At 70.8% G+C, this 14,564-nt stretch carries 18 protein-coding genes and 1 riboswitch; of the genes, 8 read left to right on the forward strand and 10 right to left on the reverse strand.

The window, feature by feature from the left end:
- Positions 1-42: 42 nt before the first annotated feature.
- The 5 genes from AB0B33_RS00185 to AB0B33_RS00205 are packed head-to-tail and all read right to left on the reverse strand — an operon-like array spanning position 43 to position 3,125.
- Positions 43-579 (reverse strand): hypothetical protein, encoded by a 537-nt coding sequence (locus AB0B33_RS00185; RefSeq protein ID WP_360764893.1) that lies wholly within the window; start codon positions 577-579, stop codon positions 43-45.
- Positions 576-1,814 (reverse strand): putative T7SS-secreted protein, encoded by a 1,239-nt coding sequence (locus tag AB0B33_RS00190; protein WP_360764896.1) that lies wholly within the window; start codon positions 1,812-1,814, stop codon positions 576-578. Before AB0B33_RS00190 ends, AB0B33_RS00185 begins: the two co-directional genes overlap by 4 nt.
- Positions 1,814-2,155, reverse strand: coding sequence for a hypothetical protein (locus AB0B33_RS00195; RefSeq protein ID WP_360764898.1), 342 nt, complete (start codon positions 2,153-2,155; stop codon positions 1,814-1,816). Before AB0B33_RS00195 ends, AB0B33_RS00190 begins: the two co-directional genes overlap by 1 nt.
- 35 nt (positions 2,156-2,190) lie before the next feature.
- Positions 2,191-2,592: an SseB family protein gene (locus AB0B33_RS00200; protein ID WP_360764901.1), complete on the reverse strand. Its 402-nt coding sequence runs from the start codon at positions 2,590-2,592 to the stop codon at positions 2,191-2,193.
- Positions 2,593-2,624: 32 nt separating this feature from the next.
- Positions 2,625-3,125 carry a recombinase family protein gene (locus AB0B33_RS00205; protein ID WP_360764904.1) on the reverse strand — a complete coding sequence of 167 codons (501 nt, stop codon included), beginning with the start codon at positions 3,123-3,125 and terminating at the stop codon, positions 2,625-2,627.
- Between the two features lie 382 nt (positions 3,126-3,507).
- On the opposite strand from AB0B33_RS00205, the gene AB0B33_RS00210 reads away from it, so the two are divergent.
- Genes AB0B33_RS00210 through AB0B33_RS00220 form a run of 3 tightly spaced genes read left to right on the forward strand, consistent with a single transcriptional unit; the run spans position 3,508 to position 4,897 of the window.
- Complete coding sequence (locus AB0B33_RS00210; protein ID WP_247018758.1) at positions 3,508-4,101, forward strand: ArsR family transcriptional regulator; 594 nt, start codon at positions 3,508-3,510, stop codon at positions 4,099-4,101.
- Positions 4,098-4,565 carry a hypothetical protein gene (locus AB0B33_RS00215; RefSeq protein WP_360764907.1) on the forward strand — a complete coding sequence of 156 codons (468 nt, stop codon included), beginning with the start codon at positions 4,098-4,100 and terminating at the stop codon, positions 4,563-4,565. The genes AB0B33_RS00210 and AB0B33_RS00215 overlap by 4 nt, the downstream gene beginning before the upstream one ends.
- Positions 4,565-4,897: a hypothetical protein gene (locus AB0B33_RS00220; RefSeq protein ID WP_360764911.1), complete on the forward strand. Its 333-nt coding sequence runs from the start codon at positions 4,565-4,567 to the stop codon at positions 4,895-4,897. Before AB0B33_RS00215 ends, AB0B33_RS00220 begins: the two co-directional genes overlap by 1 nt.
- Positions 4,898-5,107: 210 nt before the next feature.
- On the opposite strand, the gene AB0B33_RS00225 is transcribed toward AB0B33_RS00220, so the two are convergent.
- Together AB0B33_RS00225 and AB0B33_RS00230 are read right to left on the reverse strand one after the other, a co-directional pair.
- Entirely contained in the window at positions 5,108-5,236 is a 129-nt protein-coding gene (locus AB0B33_RS00225; protein WP_281506229.1) for a hypothetical protein, read from the reverse strand.
- A gap of 75 nt (positions 5,237-5,311) precedes the next feature.
- A complete protein-coding gene (locus tag AB0B33_RS00230) occupies positions 5,312-5,596 on the reverse strand; it encodes a 4a-hydroxytetrahydrobiopterin dehydratase (protein ID WP_360764914.1) in 285 nt (94 codons plus the stop codon).
- Positions 5,597-5,628: 32 nt separating this feature from the next.
- Positions 5,629-5,736: riboswitch (TPP riboswitch) on the forward strand.
- A 22-nt stretch (positions 5,737-5,758) separates the two neighbouring features.
- On the opposite strand from AB0B33_RS00230, the gene AB0B33_RS00235 reads away from it, so the two are divergent.
- Genes AB0B33_RS00235 through AB0B33_RS00245 form a run of 3 tightly spaced genes read left to right on the forward strand, consistent with a single transcriptional unit; the run spans position 5,759 to position 9,449 of the window.
- Positions 5,759-6,811, forward strand: coding sequence for a thiamine ABC transporter substrate-binding protein (locus AB0B33_RS00235; RefSeq protein WP_360764917.1), 1,053 nt, complete (start codon positions 5,759-5,761; stop codon positions 6,809-6,811).
- A gap of 44 nt (positions 6,812-6,855) precedes the next feature.
- The gene (locus AB0B33_RS00240) at positions 6,856-8,412 is read left to right on the forward strand and encodes an iron ABC transporter permease (protein ID WP_360766168.1); all 1,557 of its coding nucleotides are present in this window, start codon (positions 6,856-6,858) and stop codon (positions 8,410-8,412) included.
- A complete protein-coding gene (locus AB0B33_RS00245) occupies positions 8,412-9,449 on the forward strand; it encodes an ABC transporter ATP-binding protein (RefSeq protein WP_360764920.1) in 1,038 nt (345 codons plus the stop codon). The genes AB0B33_RS00240 and AB0B33_RS00245 overlap by 1 nt, the downstream gene beginning before the upstream one ends.
- Here the strand turns inward: AB0B33_RS00245 and AB0B33_RS00250 are convergent.
- From AB0B33_RS00250 to AB0B33_RS00260, 3 genes are read right to left on the reverse strand one after another with little or no spacing between them, the layout of a single operon-like run.
- The gene (locus tag AB0B33_RS00250) at positions 9,419-10,297 is read right to left on the reverse strand and encodes an ABC transporter permease subunit (protein ID WP_360764923.1); all 879 of its coding nucleotides are present in this window, start codon (positions 10,295-10,297) and stop codon (positions 9,419-9,421) included. The genes AB0B33_RS00245 and AB0B33_RS00250 overlap by 31 nt on opposite strands.
- A complete protein-coding gene (locus tag AB0B33_RS00255; RefSeq protein ID WP_360764926.1) occupies positions 10,294-11,268 on the reverse strand; it encodes an ABC transporter ATP-binding protein in 975 nt (324 codons plus the stop codon). The genes AB0B33_RS00250 and AB0B33_RS00255 overlap by 4 nt, the downstream gene beginning before the upstream one ends.
- Positions 11,265-12,356, reverse strand: coding sequence for an outer membrane lipoprotein carrier protein LolA (locus AB0B33_RS00260; RefSeq protein WP_360764929.1), 1,092 nt, complete (start codon positions 12,354-12,356; stop codon positions 11,265-11,267). The genes AB0B33_RS00255 and AB0B33_RS00260 overlap by 4 nt, the downstream gene beginning before the upstream one ends.
- Positions 12,357-12,503: 147 nt before the next feature.
- Here AB0B33_RS00260 and AB0B33_RS00265 point away from each other — a divergent pair, with 147 nt between their 5' ends.
- Entirely contained in the window at positions 12,504-13,220 is a 717-nt protein-coding gene (locus AB0B33_RS00265; RefSeq protein WP_360764932.1) for a response regulator transcription factor, read from the forward strand.
- Positions 13,217-14,533: an ATP-binding protein gene (locus AB0B33_RS00270; protein ID WP_360764934.1), complete on the forward strand. Its 1,317-nt coding sequence runs from the start codon at positions 13,217-13,219 to the stop codon at positions 14,531-14,533. The genes AB0B33_RS00265 and AB0B33_RS00270 overlap by 4 nt, the downstream gene beginning before the upstream one ends.
- Positions 14,534-14,564: the final 31 nt, after the last annotated feature.

Consider the following 14,564-nt stretch of genomic DNA (forward strand, 5'->3'; position numbering starts at 1 on the left):
AGTGGATCCAGCACACTTCGCGGTTTCTGGCGCTGCTCGGACTCACCAGGTGCTGACGAGCGACCTGGCCACGGCGTCGGCATCCTGGCCCGAAAGCTGCGCGGCCATGGCGGCCTTCAGCACGGCTGCCGCCTGCCCGAAGATCATTTCGGACGAATTGACGAGGTCGAAGCCGGCGCGGTCGATGGTGAGTGTCCCAGCTGGGAGACCAGGTCCCCCGCCAAGTGCAGTGGCCACTGCTCGGGCGAACTCGCTGGGCAGCCCGACAGTGAACGGTTCCTTCCACAACTCGCTCGGGCAGGTCGGCTCCTCGTCGGCGTCGAACAATCCGAAGGTCGCCACAGCAACGGCGAACTGCGTCTGGTCGCCCTGGCCGGGTATGAACTGTCCGCCGACAAGAGCGCGTGGAGCGAGACCGCCAAACCGTCGCAGGACTTCGACGTGCATTCGGACGGCGTTCGCCGGGGCACCGATCGCCGATCGGGACGACCGCAGCCACTCCGCGGGCTGGTATGCCGCTGGGTGATCGCCTTCGCCGATCGCGACCAGGCCGTGCCGTTCCACTTCAACGATCGTCATCGCGGTCCCAACCCGTTCATCTTCCGCCACCACGGACCGAACAGGGGTTCCTGATCGATCACGTCGGGATCATAATTCTTGCCGGGAGGATGGGTCTGCAAAGCCTCGGCGTGCGCTTCTTCGTAGCCCATCCCGCCATCCATCAGCTTCGCCTCGAGCGTTTCGTGACGCATGAAGTTGGTCTGTGCCTCTGACAGCGGCTTTCCCTCAGCCAGAGCCTTCCCGATTCGGTCCAGCATCACGTCGTTCGGTCCGAAATGGTCAAGGCCGGGCCGGGAAAGATGCTCCTTGACCTTGGACACGTCGGTAGGCGCGAAGCTGGTGGGTACGTCCGGGGTGCCGCTCTCTCCCGGGAGACCGCGCTCCGAATCGGGCTCGTGCTCGCCGTGCCCGGGTGCGCGCTCCTTGAGCAGCTTTCCCGCGCCGAACGCGGTGAACCCCAGCAGCATGGTGCCGGTGATCTTGCCCAGGGCGCGGTCGCCGTGGCCGTTGGCCCAGTCATCCCAGGCGACCATCTCCTTGAACGTGTCGACCGGATGCGCGATGTTGTGCGCCATCGACGCGACGACTTCAGCCGGATCCGCGAGGATCTGGTAGAGGACTTCACCTGCCCCCTTGATGCTGTCCCAGATGCCGCCGAAGAAGTTCGCATCGGCCTGCTTGCGGGAGTCCTGCGGCGAACCTGCTCCCTCATAGCGGAGTGCGTCAGCCGTCAGGTTGCCTACGCTCGCCAACTGCTGCCGAGCGCGGTTCAGAATGTCTCGCGCGGCTTGGCGCTGGGCCTCGCCGGGGTCGGTGAACGGCGGGGCCTGCACCACGGTCGGGTCACCGTGTTGTGCGTTCGCCCTGGTTTTCGCGTCGGCATCGGCAACAGCGCGATCATGGTCGGTCTTCGCTTGCTGGGTGGCCTTGTCGCCCTGCTGCCACTGGGTAATGGCTTCGGCTGCCTGCCCCTGCGCCCAGGAGAGGCAGTTCGCGAAGTCCGTCAGCGCGAGAGCGGCGTTGGCCAACGAGTCGCCGGCCTGCCCCCAACGAGGCACCTCGGTCTGGTGGTCCTCGTGAAACTTGTCCGCCGCCGGTCCCTGCCAGGCGCCGGTGTCGATCCGCCGGAGCGCGTCCCCAACTGCGTGGGCCGTCTTGGCTCGTTCGCTCAGTACTCGGGCGTTCTCGAACACGGCCGGCGGATCGCCGGGGATCAAGGCCTTCGGATCGGCCGTCTGGCCGAGCTCCGCCATCAGACAGCGCCAATCGTCGGCTCGTCGGGCGAGACTGCGTCCCACCCGGGATCGGACTTCAGAGCCGCTGTGTTGGTGTGCTCGATCGCCCGGTAGGCGGATGCTGCCTTGCCGAGCAGGTCCCCGAGGTCACTGGCGCGATCAGACAGCGCGTCGAGTCCGACACTCCATCGGCCACACAACTCCGCGAGTGCGTCATGAACGCCGCTGTGGCCATACAGACCTGGTTCACCGCACAGCCCGCGAAGTTCGAAGCTGTCCTGGTCGTGTACGACAGCGCTCATGTTTTTCGATGCGTTCTCCAGCACCTCGATGTCGACGTGAAAGCCTGGACCATCCACCCCTCTTCGTCCCCTCTGCCACTTGCGTCAGGCAACTACTCCGCCTTGCGTCCCCGCTCTCCCGCGGATGCCCATGCCCGCGCGATCAATTCCGGCGGCGCCATCCGAGACAGGACCGGGAACCGATGCGCATCGTCGGGGTCGACCATCAGACCCACGCCAGGCGGGACCAGTTCCAACAGATCCGCACCCGTTGTAGTGAAGTAGCTGCACTCGCCCACGTGCGCGGCCAGCCGTTCGAGGGTCGTGAAGACGGCCATCCATTTGCCGCGTTCGCCAAGGTCGGTCACCAGCAGCGCCGGCTCCTCCGGTCGCTGCGCGTAGACCAGCGCGCTCACGAATGCGTCGACGAAGTCGCCTGGACCCCGGTTGCCGCTCCAAACCTGCTGCGCAACGAGCGCCAGCCGAGCTTCAGCTGCCCCTTCGTCACGTTTCACACTCGGTACAATACTTGCTGTAACCGGCCTGCTCAACGAGCGCATACAGCGGCGGCTTTCCAGCTCATGCCGCCTTCCCTCGCGATTGCGGGCGACGCGACGGCGGACGGTGTGCGGTCCACAGGGCAGCCAGCCGGTCCCGCTGCCTGGGTGTCAGCGGCGGTGCTGCGTCGAGTAGCTCGTGAGCCTGGGCGTCCAAGTCCGCTGGGGTTCCATGGACGGCCGTGACGAGTGGAGACGTCGGCTTCGGTGAGCCACGCGGCAAGCGCGCGGAGAGAATCCCCGGCGGCGAACCGATCGAAGAGTTCGCGCACGATGACGGCTTCGCTCTCGATGACCTCGCGTGCCGAGGTGTAGCCCGTCGACCGAACGCCGAGAGGAGACTTACCGTGCTCCGCACGCTGGAGGGCAGCGGCGCGCTGTCGTGCGGCCTTCCGCTCGATCTCGCCGCGGGCGACAGTCGCCTGGATCCGGGCGAACATCCGGCCGCTGTCGGTCGGCAGATCGGCCTCGCCGTTCGCGGTGACCAGCAACAGGTCGCGTTCTTGCGCTGCGTCGACCCAGTGTTCGAGCTGACGGGCGGCCGATCCAAGTCCCAACAGACCAGTGCGTCGAACTCGCCGGCTTCGTACGCGGCGACCAACCGGTCGTACTCGGGGCGGGACTTGTGCCGACGGCATGCCATCCGCGCTGGTCAGCGACGCGTAGACAGTCCGCCCGCTGTCGTTGAACAGCCAGCTGCTCGCCAGCCGCGTCTAAGCTGACTCGTAGGTAGATGGCGCAACGACGGGTTGTTGCCACACTTCAAGTGTTTCGCAGCGACGTGGTCGAGTTCCGCTTCAACGTCTGACGCACGCTTGGTGAGCAAGAACTACTGAGTGTTGCTTTCATTCGGCGCAGGGTATGCTGCGTCCAATGAAAGCTTCGCCGAGTTTGCTGCCTTTGCTGCGTTCGCGCATGCAGGGCGAGCTGCTGGCGCTGGTCCTGCTGCACCCGGAGCGCGAATACAGCATCACCGAGCTCGCCGAGGCCTGTGGTGTCACGCCGACGGCCGTGCTGCGCGAGGTCGAACGGCTCGTGGGTGGCGGCATCCTGGAAGACCGGCGAGTCGGCCGGAGCCGGCTTGTCAAAGCCCGCACGGACACCCCGCTCTACCGGCCGTTGAGCGAGGTCATCGCGGTCACCTTCGGGCCGCTGCCGCTGCTCGCCGAGGCTTTGTCGGGTCTGACGGGTGTGCACGAGGCCTACATCTACGGGTCCTGGGCCGCGCGCTACCGCGGCGAACCGGGCCCGCCGCCCGGGGACGTCGACGTGCTCGTCGTCGGTTCGCCTGACCCGGACGTGCTCTTCGACCTGGCCGAAGGCGTGTCGCGCCGGCTGGGCCGCGAGGTCAACGTCCACCGGATCTCGCCGGCCTCGTGGGCGGCAGGCAGCACGGATCCGTTTCTCGTCAGCGTGCGTGAGCGTCCGCTGGTCCCGTTGTCCCTCGACCAGGAGCCATCCCGATGACCCCGTGGAACCAAGGGCGCGCCACGATCGACGCGCTCATCGCGCGCGGTTCCCTCGAACACGTCCCGGCTTCACGGGAAGCCGCGGAAGGGGAGCTCGCCAGGGCTCGTACCCACGTCGGTTCAGCGCGGCAGCTGCTGAACTCGGATCCGGAAGGCGCCTACACGCTGGCGTACGACGGCGCCCGCCGGGCTTTGGCGGCCATCCTGCAGAACCAGGGCCTGCGTGCGACGAGCCGCGGTGGCCACATCGCCGTCTACGAAGCGGTTCTCGCGCAGCTCGATCCGCCGCTGGGGCCGCTTCTGCGTCCCTTCAACCGGATGCGGGTTCGGCGCAACGAAGTCGCCTACCGTTCTTCCGAGGCACCTTCGGTGACTGCTGAAGATGTGACAGCCGACGTGGCGAAGGTCGAGGACCTCATCGGGGTCGCGGAGAAGGCGATCCCGAACATGTCCCGCTACTGATGGTGAGCCGCCCGCTCACGCGGAACGAGCGCGAGACCCTGGAAGTCCTTCTCGCGGGGGACTTCCCGGGCGCGGCCGAACTGCGGGTGCAGGCCGCCACCGCGAAGGTGAGCGGCCGCTGCGGTTGCGGGTGCCCGACCGTCGACCTCGAAGTCGATGCGGACGCGCCCACGTTCGAGGTCACCGAGCGGGTGGCGGTCGAAGCGGGTGTGCCGGGCGGCGGGCTCATCGTGTTCGTCGACGAAGGCCGGTTGTCGGCGCTCGAATACTGGACCGTCGAAGACGAGACGCCGGCTGCGTTCCCGGCGCCGGACGTGATCCGGGTGGAGTGAAAACGCCGCCGCGCCGGGATCAGAGCGGCGGCGCGGGCGAACTCAGCCGAGCAGGCCCATCAGGGCGATGGTGATCAGCACCACCGCGGGGGCGAGGGCGTTGATCCAGGCGCGCTGCGCGGAGGTGAGGGTAGCGGTGCTGTTCATGGCGTTTCCTAGGGCCGAAAACCGATGCTTCCGCCCTGCTCAGCGCGCTGATCTTGCCCTTCGTTAGCGGCTGTGATCGAACTCACCGGCATCCGGGTGACGGCGACCCTTGGCGGTGAACCAGAGCACACCGCCGGCTGCCGCCACCATCGTTGCGAATGCTGCTGTGCCGACCACGATGGCCTGGGTCATGTCCGTCTCTCCTAGCAAAAGTCGTTTACCGAGAGACGTCGAACCGGTGAAAAAGTGCACTCAGAGTAACCAGGATCACAGCGCCGAAAGCACCGAGTCGATCTCGGCCGCCAGGGAGAAGTCCTTCGCCGTCAGGCCGCCCGCCGAGTGCGTGCTGAGGCGGAACGTCAGGGTGCGCCAGCGGATGTCGATGTCCGGGTGGTGGTCGGCCGCCTCGGCGAGGACCGCCACCCGGTCCACCACCTCGATCGCCTGGGAGAACGAAGCCAGCTCCACCTCCCGGGAGATCACCGCTCCGCTACGCGTCCAGTTCGCGCCCAGTCGTCCGTCGGTCTCGGAGTCGCTCAAGATTTCCGTCATGTCTCCATGGTCGTCCGTCCTGGACTACGCTGCACGGTTGCCACGGGAGTCCGGTCAGCCGGGCTGAGAGGCGGGTCACCCCGCGACCGTTCGCACCTGACCGGATCATGCCGGCGAAGGGAGGGCTTCCTCTCCTCGTCCGGCGAAGTGCAGGAGGGGTAGATGAAACGCAGGGCTGTTCGCGCCGCGACGGCCATCGCCGTCGTCAGCGTCGTCGCCGCGGGGTGCTCGCTGTCGGACGGCGACGGTGGCACGCAGCAGACGCCCACCGTCACCCTCGTGACGCACGACTCCTTCCTGGCGCCGCAGGAGGTGCTCGACGCCTTCCAGAAGCAGTCGGGCATCAAGATTTCCGTGCTCAAGCAGGGCGACGCCGGATCGCTGACCAACAAGCTCGTGCTGACCAAGGCGAACCCGGTCGGCGACGTCGCGTACGGCGTCGACTCGACCTTCGCCTCGCGCGCGCTCTCCGAAGGCGTCTTCGAGCCTTACACCAGCCCGGAAGCCGACCGTGGGCCGCAGCGCTACGCCGTCGATCCCGAGCACCGGCTCTCCGCCGTCGACGTCGGGGACGTCTGCGTCAACGTCGACACGAACTACTTCGCCACCAAGGGGATCCCGGCGCCGTCGAGCTACGACGACCTGGCCGACCCGAAGTACAAGGACCTCCTCGTCGCCGAGGACCCGGCCACGGCGTCGCCCGGGCTCGCGTTCCTCCTCGGCACCATCGCGAAGTACGGCGAGTCCGGCTGGCAGGGCTACTGGACGAAGCTGAAGGCCAACGGCCTCAAGGTGGTCAGCGGCTGGGAAGAGGCCTACACCAAGGACTTCTCCGGCTCCGCGGGCAAGGGGCCGCGGCCGATCGTCGTCTCGTACGCGTCTTCGCCGGCCGCCGAGGTCGGCGACGACGGCAAGCCGCGCACCAAGGCGCTGCTCGACACCTGCTACCGCCAGGTCGAGTACGCCGGCGTGCTGGCCGGCGGCAAGCAGACCGAGAGCGCGCGCAAGGTCGTCGACTTCCTTTTGTCGCAGCAGTTCCAGGCGACCGTCGCGGCCAACATGTACGTCTACCCGGCGCGCCAGGGCGTCGACCTGCCCGCCGGCTGGGCGCAGGTCGCGCCGCTGCCGCAGAAGCCGCAAGCGCTGACGGCGGACCAGGTGCAGGCCGGCCGGGAGAAGTGGATCGGCGAATGGCGCACGCTCGTGCAGTCGTAGCTCCACCCCGGACCGCCCGCGGACTCGGCTTGGCGCTGCTCGGGCTGGCCCCGATCGGGTTCCTGGTGGTGTTCTTCGCCTGGCCCGTGCTGGCGATCATCGAGCGCGGGTTCGCCGAGGGCGGGCTCGACGTCGTCCTCGGCGACGCGCGGACCTGGCAGCTGGCCGCGTTCACGGTCGGCAGCGCGGCGGCGTCGACGGTCGTCGCCGTCGTGGCCGGGCTGCCGGTGGCGTTCCTGCTGGCACGCGTGCGGCTGCCCGGCGTCGGCCTGGCGCGGACGCTGGTGCTGGTGCCGTTCGTGCTGCCGACGGTCGTCGTCGGGCTCGCGTTCCGGGCGCTCTGGCCGGACGGCGGCGTGCTGTCCATCGTGCTGGCCAACGCCTTCTTCAACGTCGCGGTCGTCGCGCGCACGGTCGCCGGGCTGTGGGCGCGGCTCGATCCGCGGACGACCGACGCCGCCCGCGCGCTCGGTGCGTCCCCGTGGCGGGCCTTCCGCTCGGTGACGCTGCCCGCGCTGGCCCCGGCGGTCGCGTCCGCCGCGGCCGTGGTGTTCCTGTTCTGCGCCACCAGTTTCGGGGTCGTCCTGATCCTCGGCGGCGCGAAGTACCGGACGTTGGAAACCGAGATCTACCTGCGCACGGTCGACCTGCTGGACCTCTCGGGCGCGGCGGCGCTGTCGGTCATCCAGTTCGTGGCCGTGGTCGCCGCGCTGGTGCTCGGCGGGCTGGCCCGGCGGCGCAAGGACGGCGCCCGGATCGGCTCCGGCGGGCCGCGGCGGCCGAGAGGCGGCGAATGGTGGGGCGTCGGCGCGGCCGGCGTCGTGCTCGCCCTGCTGCTGACGCCGATCGTCGCGCTGCTCGCCGAGTCCGTGTCCACTGAGGACGGCTGGAGCCTCGCCGGGTACCGGGCACTCACGAGCACCGGCGAGAAGGGCGCGCTGCAGGTGTCCGGTTGGGACGCCGCGGTGAACTCGCTGAAGGTCGCGATCGACGCGACGCTGCTCGCGATGGCCGTCGGCGTGCTCGCGTCCGTGGTGCTGGTGGCGCTGCGGCGGTCGCCGTCGAAACCCGCGCGCGGGCTCGGGGAAACCATGGACGCCGTGCTGATGCTGCCGCTGGGCGTGTCCGCGGTGACCGTCGGCTTCGGCTACCTCGTCACGCTCGACGCGCTGCCCGGCGACCTGCGGACGTCGCCCTACCTCGTCCCGCTGGCCCAGGCGCTGGTGATCACGCCGCTGATCGTGCGGATGGTGCTGCCGGTGCTGCGCTCGGTCGACGTCCGGCTGCGGCAGGCCGCGTCGACGCTCGGCGCGAGCCCGCTGCGCGTGTGGCGCGAGATCGACCTGCCGCTGGCGCTGCGCCCGCTGGTCGCCGCCGCCGGGTTCGGCTTCGTCGTGGCGCTCGGCGAGTTCGGCGCGACCAGCTTCCTGGCCCGGCCGACGGCACCGACGCTGCCGGTGGCGATCGCGTCGCTGATGGGACGGCCGGGGGAGCTCAACAACCAGATGGCGTACGCCGCGTGCGCGCTGCTGATGCTCGTGACGGTGCTGGCGGTCGCGCTGATCGACCGGCTCGGACGCGGCCGGGTGGGAGAGTTCTGATGGCGTTGTCGGTGCGGGACCTGACCGTCCACTACGGAACGTTCGCCGCGGTGCGCGACGCCCGCCTGGACATCGCGGACGGCGAAGTGCTGGCCCTGCTCGGCCCGTCGGGGTCGGGGAAGTCGACGCTGCTGCGCGCGATCACGGGGCTCGAACCGGGCGCGCGCGGTTCGGTGAGCTGGGACGGCGAGGACCTCGGCGCGGTGCCGGTGCACAAGCGCGGCTTCGGGCTGGTGTTCCAGGACGGCCAGCTCTTCGGCCACCGCGACGTCGCCGCGAACATCGCGTTCGGCCTGCGCATGCACGGCGTGCCGCGCGCGCAGTGGGCGCCGCGGGTCGCCGAGCTGCTGGCGCTGGTCGGCCTGACCGGCTTCGAAAAGCGGCGCGTCACCGAGCTTTCCGGCGGTCAGGCCCAGCGGGTCGCGCTGGCCAGGGCGCTGGCACCGGAGCCGCGGCTGCTGCTGCTCGACGAGCCGCTGTCCGGATTGGACGCCGGGTTGCGCGAGCAGCTGGCCATCGACCTGGCGGAGCTGCTGCGACGCAGCAAGATCACCGCGCTGCTGGTCACGCACGACCAGGAGGAGGCGTTCACGCTCGCCGACCGGGTGGCGGTGCTCGACGCCGGGGAGGTCCGGCAGGAGGGCGCGGTCCGGCGCGTGTGGCGCAACCCGGCCGACGACGACGTGGCCCGCTTCCTCGGGGTGACGACGTTCGTGGACGGCGTCGCGGCGGCCGGCGTGGTGCGCACGGCGCTGGGTGACGTCGCACTGCCCGATGCGGACGACGGTCCGGTGCGGCTGGGGCTGCGGCCGCACGCGCTGCGGGTCGCGGACTCCGGCGTGGCAGGAGAAGTGTTCGCGGCGGTGCACCGCCGCGAACACTCACGCCTGGTGGTTCGCCTCGAGGAATCCACTGTGGACGCCGTCGCACCCGCGACATCGGACCTGCGCGCCGGGGACCAGGTGCACCTCGCACTGGACCCCGACGGGCTGGCGGTGGTCGGGATTCAGCCGTCGCGGGTCGAGAGGCGCGCGTAGGCCAGCGACAGCCCGATGACGATGTAGCACACCGCGCGCAGCGCGCCTTCGCCGAGCATCTGCGTGCCCATCGGGTCCTGCAGCACCTCCGCCGGTGCCATCGACCAGTTCTGCGTCAGCAGGAACGGGTGCAGCCAGTCCAAAGAGGACAGGAACCCGAGGATGGTGAACACGATGTCGGTCGCCAGGACCGACGCCACCACCAGCATCGGGTGCTCGGTCCAGCTGGAGATCGCCAGCGCGACCGCGCCGACCGCCCACAGCTGGAGCACCACCCAGCCCGCCACCAGCAGGATCCGGGCCAGCGCGCCGCCGAGCGACAACGTCGTGCCCGACAACGTGAACAGCGAATCCGTACCGTTGATGATCAGCCCGGTCACGACGCCGGTCACGCACATCGCGAGCACCGAGACGACCGACACGGTCGCGACGCCGAACGCCTTCACCGCCAGGAGCCGGCCGCGGCCGACCGGGGCGATCAGCCAGCCGCGCAGCGTTCCGTGCGCCGTCTCGCCGGCGATCGCGTCCGCGCCCGCCATGGCCGAGGCCAGCGGGAGCAGCAGTGCCAGCGACATCACGATCGCCGCGATCGGCAGGACGAACGCGTTGTTGACCGCGGACGCCAGCAGCGCGCCGCCGCCGTCGTCCGGGCCGCCGCCGCTGCCCGGCTGGTCGTCGACCAGGGTCAGGCCGATGCCGATGATCACCGGGATCAGGGCCAGCAGCCCGAGCACGGCCAACGTGCGCGGCCGCCGGAAGATCCAGCGCAGCTCCGCGGCCAGCAGCCGGGGCAGCGGCACCGTGTCGTGGCCCGTGCGGGCCGCCGGTGCGTCGAGTACCGCGGTCATTCCGCCCCCTCCGTCAGCCGGGCGAACAAGTCTTCGAGCCCGGTGCGCGCCCGCGTCGCCTCGTGGACCGCGACCCCCGCGCCCACCAGGACCTGCAGCACCCGCGGTGCTTCCGCCGCCGTCAGGTCGACGCGGACGCCGTCCGGCGTCAGCCGGGCGCCGATCCGGTTCTCCCGCAGCACTTCCACCGCCTGCTCCGCGTCCGGCGTGCGGACCAGCAGGGCCGCGTTCCCGGACTCCAGCAGCTCCGCCAGCTCACCCTGCGCGACGACGTTCCCGCTCTGCAGCACGGCGACGTGCGTGCAGGTCGCTTCGACCTCGGCCAGCAGGTGCGACGACACCAGCACGGTGACGCCCTCGGCGTGCAGCTCGGCGACGATCCTGCGGATCTCCCTGGTACCAGCGGGGTCGAGGCCGTTGGTCGGCTCGTCGAGCACGACCATCTTGCGCGGCACGAGCAACGCCGAAGCGAGCCCGAGCCGTTGCTTCATGCCGAGCGAGTAACCCTTGTACCGGCGGCGCGCTGCGACCGTCAGCCCGACGCGCTCCAGCGCGGAGTCGACGGCGGCGGGGATCCCGGCCGAAGCCAGCCGGGGTTCCGCGGCGGCGAAGCGCAGCAGGTTGTCGCGCCCGGACAGGAACGGGTGGAAGCCCGGCCCCTCGACGAGCGCGCCGACGTCGGGCAGCGCGTGCGCGGCGGCGTCCGGCATCGGGCGGCCGAGCAGCTCGACCTCGCCCTCGGTCGGCCGGACCAGGCCGAGCAGCATCCGGATGGTGGTCGTCTTGCCCGAGCCGTTCGGCCCGAGCATCCCCACGACCGCGCCCTGCGGGATGTCGAGGTCGACGTGGTCGACCGCGACCGTGCTGCCGTACACCTTGCGCAACCCGCGCGTGCGCGCGGCGAGCGGGACCGCCGGGGCGGACGCCTCCGAAGAGACGTCCGCCCCGGACTCCACAGCCGTGCTGGTCACTTCTGACCCAGCGCTTCGTAGAGAACCTGCTCCGGCACCGCACCGGCGGCGAACCGGCCGTCGTCGGTCAGGACCGCGCTGCCGACCTTCGTGGTGACGAGGTAGCCGCTGCCCCAGGCGCCGTCGACCTTCTTGGCGAACCGCTCGAGCAGTGCCTTCGGGTCGGCCGGCGCACCCTTGCGCTCGCCCTGGGCCTTCGGCGCCGCGTTCAGCGCGTCCGCCGGGACCTTGCCGGTGACGACGGTGTCCCAGCCGTCGCCGACGACCTTGACGTCCTGCTTGGCCTGCTCGGCGAGGTCCTTGTGCTGCTGGTCGACCGTCGGCGTCTTCTCCTGCACCTTCGCGCCCTTCGGCGGGGTGAAGGTGAAGAGGTCGGCCGGCTGCTGCGTGAACCGGATCTCGCTGAACGCGACCTCGAGCGCCGGCGTCGACGTGCCGTTGCTCAGCACCGACACCCGCAGCGGCATGCGCGTCTGCGAGTCGACCGCGACGCGGATCTCGCGCAGCAGCGTCCGCTCGGTCGGCTTCGGCGTCAGGACCAGCTCGTACGCGGGGCGGTCGGCGACGGTCGCGGTGCCGTCGACCGACACCGTGCTGCTCTCGCGGACCTTCGCCAGCAGTTCGGTGGACGCCGTGACCGGGTCGGGCGTCTTCTCGCTGCCCGCGCCCTTCTGCTTGGCCACGTCGGCCGGGATGGTCACCTTGGTCGCGGTGTTGGTCTTGGAGCTGTAGTCCCAGACGGTCGTGCCGTCGTGGACCACGGTCTCCTGGCTGGCCCCCTGCGTGACCGCGAGGCGGCTCTTGCCGGCGCCGTCGCTGAAGATGTGCGCCGAGTCCATGTTCAGCGCCGACGCGCCCGGCACCGCGTTCCCCACCGCGGGCAGGCCCAGGTCGTTGCTCACCTTCACGGTGCCGTCGAACGCGCCCGGCTTCGCCTTGACCACCGACTGGACCAGCTCCTCGGCGCTCACCTGCGGCAGCGCCGGCTTGTCGTCGGCGCTGGCCGGCATCGCGACGAACGCGAGCCCGCCGGCACCGAGCGCGGTGCCGACGACCGCGGCGGTGATGCCCTTCGTCTTCGGTTTCATGCGTCTCTCCCTGTGGTGTTCCCGGGCCGAGTGTGCCCGGTTCCCTGGCCACGACGCTTCCCTCTCGAGGCTGAGATACCCCTGAAGGTTCTCCCTCCCCGGCTGAGATCGTGCTGAGAGCCGCCGCACGACCTGCGCGAACCGGTCATGATGAACCTCGTGAAACCTCGGGTGCTGGTGGTCGACGACGAACCGGGCGTGCGGAAGGCGCTGCAACGCGGGTTGCGCGCGGAGGACATGGACGTGGTCACCGCCGCGGACGGGCCCACCGGGCTGCAGCTGGCGAGCACGGGCTCCTTCGACGTCATCCTGCTCGACATCATGCTGCCGGGCCTGTCCGGCTACCGCGTGCTGGAGCGGCTGCGCAAGGACGGCGTCACGACGCCGGTGCTGCTGGTCTCGGCCAAGGACGGCGAGATCGACCAGGCCGACGGCCTCGACCTCGGCGCCGACGGCTACCTCGTCAAGCCGTTCTCCTTCGTGGTGCTGGTCGCGCAGGTCCGCGCGACGCTGCGCCGGGCGGGGCCGGACGCGAGCCGCGGCACGCTGCGGCTCGGCGCGCTGGCCGTCGACCGCGGGCTGCGGCAGGTGCACTGGAACGACGAGGAGGTCGGGCTGAGCCCCCGCGAGTTCGCGCTGCTGGAAGTGCTCGTCGGACGCGCGGGCACGGTCGTCACGAAGGACGAGCTGCTGCGCGCGGTCTGGGGTGAGGAGCAGGCCGTGACGCGCAACCTCGTCGAGGTCTACGTCGGATACGTACGACGTAAGTTGGACGCGGTCGGCGCGGGCGCGCTGCTGCGGACCGTGCGCGGGCACGGTTACCTGGCCTCGGACGCGCAGCTCGACGAGGTCATCACCCCGTGATCGGCTGGTGGCGGGGCCGGTCCCTGCAAGTGCGGATCACCCTGCTGGCCGCGACGATCACCCTGGTCTGCCTGCTCGGGCTGGCCGCGCTGGCCGCGTCGAACCTGTCGCCGCTGCTCATCGGCTCGGTCGACCGCGAGCTCTCGAGCGCGCTCGGCCCGGCCGGCGCCGAGGTGGGCGCCGGGCGGCCGCTGTCCGGCGCGGCCCCGGTGACGCTGCGGGTGCTGGACACCGCGGGCGCGCCGGTGGACGGCGGGACACCCACCGGCCTTACGGTGTACGACATCTCGACGCTCAAGGCGGGCCAGCCGGTCCAGCGCGACGGCGCGCGGTACCTCGGCGCCGTCGTGAGCGCGCCGGACGGGGCGCAACGGCTGGTCGTGGCCGGTGCGGGCCTGGTCGGGTTCTCGGCCGCGGTGCACTACGGCGGGGTGTGGCTGGTCGTCGTCGCGTCGGTCGGCGCGCTGGTGGCGGGCTTCGCGACGTGGCTGGTGGTGCGCCTGTCGCTGCGGCCGGTCGCGCGCATGCGGGGTTCGGTGCGGGCGCTGCCGCCGGGCGCGCGGCTGGCGCTGCCGGACTCCCACGACGAGCTGCGCGCGCTCGCGGAGGAGTTCAACGCGCTGCTGGAACGGCAGGAGCAGGCCGCCGAGCGGCTCCGGCGGTTCACCGGCGACGCGGCGCACGAGCTGCGCTCGCCGGTCGCGTCGATCCGCGTCCAGGCCGAGGTCGCCGTGACGAACCCGGATCCGGAGCTGTCGCAGGAGACGCTGTCGGACATCCTCACCGAAGCCGAGCGGCTGTCGTCGCTGCTGGACGGGCTGCTGTCGCTGGCGCGGTCGGACGCGGGGGAGGTACCGCCCGCCGCGCCCGTCGAGCTGGTGAGCGAGGTGCGTTCTGCGGTGGCCCGGCTGCCGGCGGAGGCACCGGAGACGCGGGTGAACACGGCGGTGGCGCAGGCGTGGGCGTCGTCCGCGCACGCCGAGGTGGAGCTGGTGCTGGACAACCTGCTGCGCAACGCCTGCCGCTACGCGCGCGGGGAGATCGTGGTGTCGGTGCTGGCGTCCCGCTCGACGGTCCGGGTGGTCGTCGACGACGACGGCCCGGGCATCGCGCCGGAGCACCGCGAGAAGGTGTTCGACCGGTTCTACCGGATCGCCGACGACCGGGCCCGCTCGTCCGGCGGCACCGGGCTGGGGCTGGCGATGGTGGCGGAGACGGTCCGGCGGCGGGGCGGCCGGGTGCAGGTGGGCGAGTCCCCGGACGGGGGAGCGCGGTTCGTGGTGGTCTGGCGCGCGGCTACCGGTCGTGAGTGAGGAACAGGGTTGGAACCCTGTTTCCCACTCA

Origin of the sequence: Amycolatopsis sp. NPDC049159, from assembly GCF_040648295.1 — a bacterium.
Lineage (GTDB): Bacteria > Actinomycetota > Actinomycetes > Mycobacteriales > Pseudonocardiaceae > Amycolatopsis > Amycolatopsis pretoriensis_A.

Coding starts and splice junctions, on each gene's coding strand:
- AB0B33_RS00185 (WP_360764893.1), bottom strand. CDS start 579: ATGACGATCGTTGAAGTGGAACGGCACGGCCTGGTCGCGATCGGCGAA.
- AB0B33_RS00190 (WP_360764896.1), bottom strand. CDS start 1,814: ATGGCGGAGCTCGGCCAGACGGCCGATCCGAAGGCCTTGATCCCCGGC.
- AB0B33_RS00210 (WP_247018758.1), top strand. CDS start 3,508: ATGAAAGCTTCGCCGAGTTTGCTGCCTTTGCTGCGTTCGCGCATGCAG.
- AB0B33_RS00215 (WP_360764907.1), top strand. CDS start 4,098: ATGACCCCGTGGAACCAAGGGCGCGCCACGATCGACGCGCTCATCGCG.
- AB0B33_RS00220 (WP_360764911.1), top strand. CDS start 4,565: ATGGTGAGCCGCCCGCTCACGCGGAACGAGCGCGAGACCCTGGAAGTC.
- AB0B33_RS00225 (WP_281506229.1), bottom strand. CDS start 5,236: ATGACCCAGGCCATCGTGGTCGGCACAGCAGCATTCGCAACGATGGTG.
- AB0B33_RS00230 (WP_360764914.1), bottom strand. CDS start 5,596: ATGACGGAAATCTTGAGCGACTCCGAGACCGACGGACGACTGGGCGCG.
- AB0B33_RS00235 (WP_360764917.1), top strand. CDS start 5,759: ATGAAACGCAGGGCTGTTCGCGCCGCGACGGCCATCGCCGTCGTCAGC.
- AB0B33_RS00245 (WP_360764920.1), top strand. CDS start 8,412: ATGGCGTTGTCGGTGCGGGACCTGACCGTCCACTACGGAACGTTCGCC.
- AB0B33_RS00250 (WP_360764923.1), bottom strand. CDS start 10,297: ATGACCGCGGTACTCGACGCACCGGCGGCCCGCACGGGCCACGACACG.
- AB0B33_RS00260 (WP_360764929.1), bottom strand. CDS start 12,356: ATGAAACCGAAGACGAAGGGCATCACCGCCGCGGTCGTCGGCACCGCG.
- AB0B33_RS00265 (WP_360764932.1), top strand. CDS start 12,504: ATGATGAACCTCGTGAAACCTCGGGTGCTGGTGGTCGACGACGAACCG.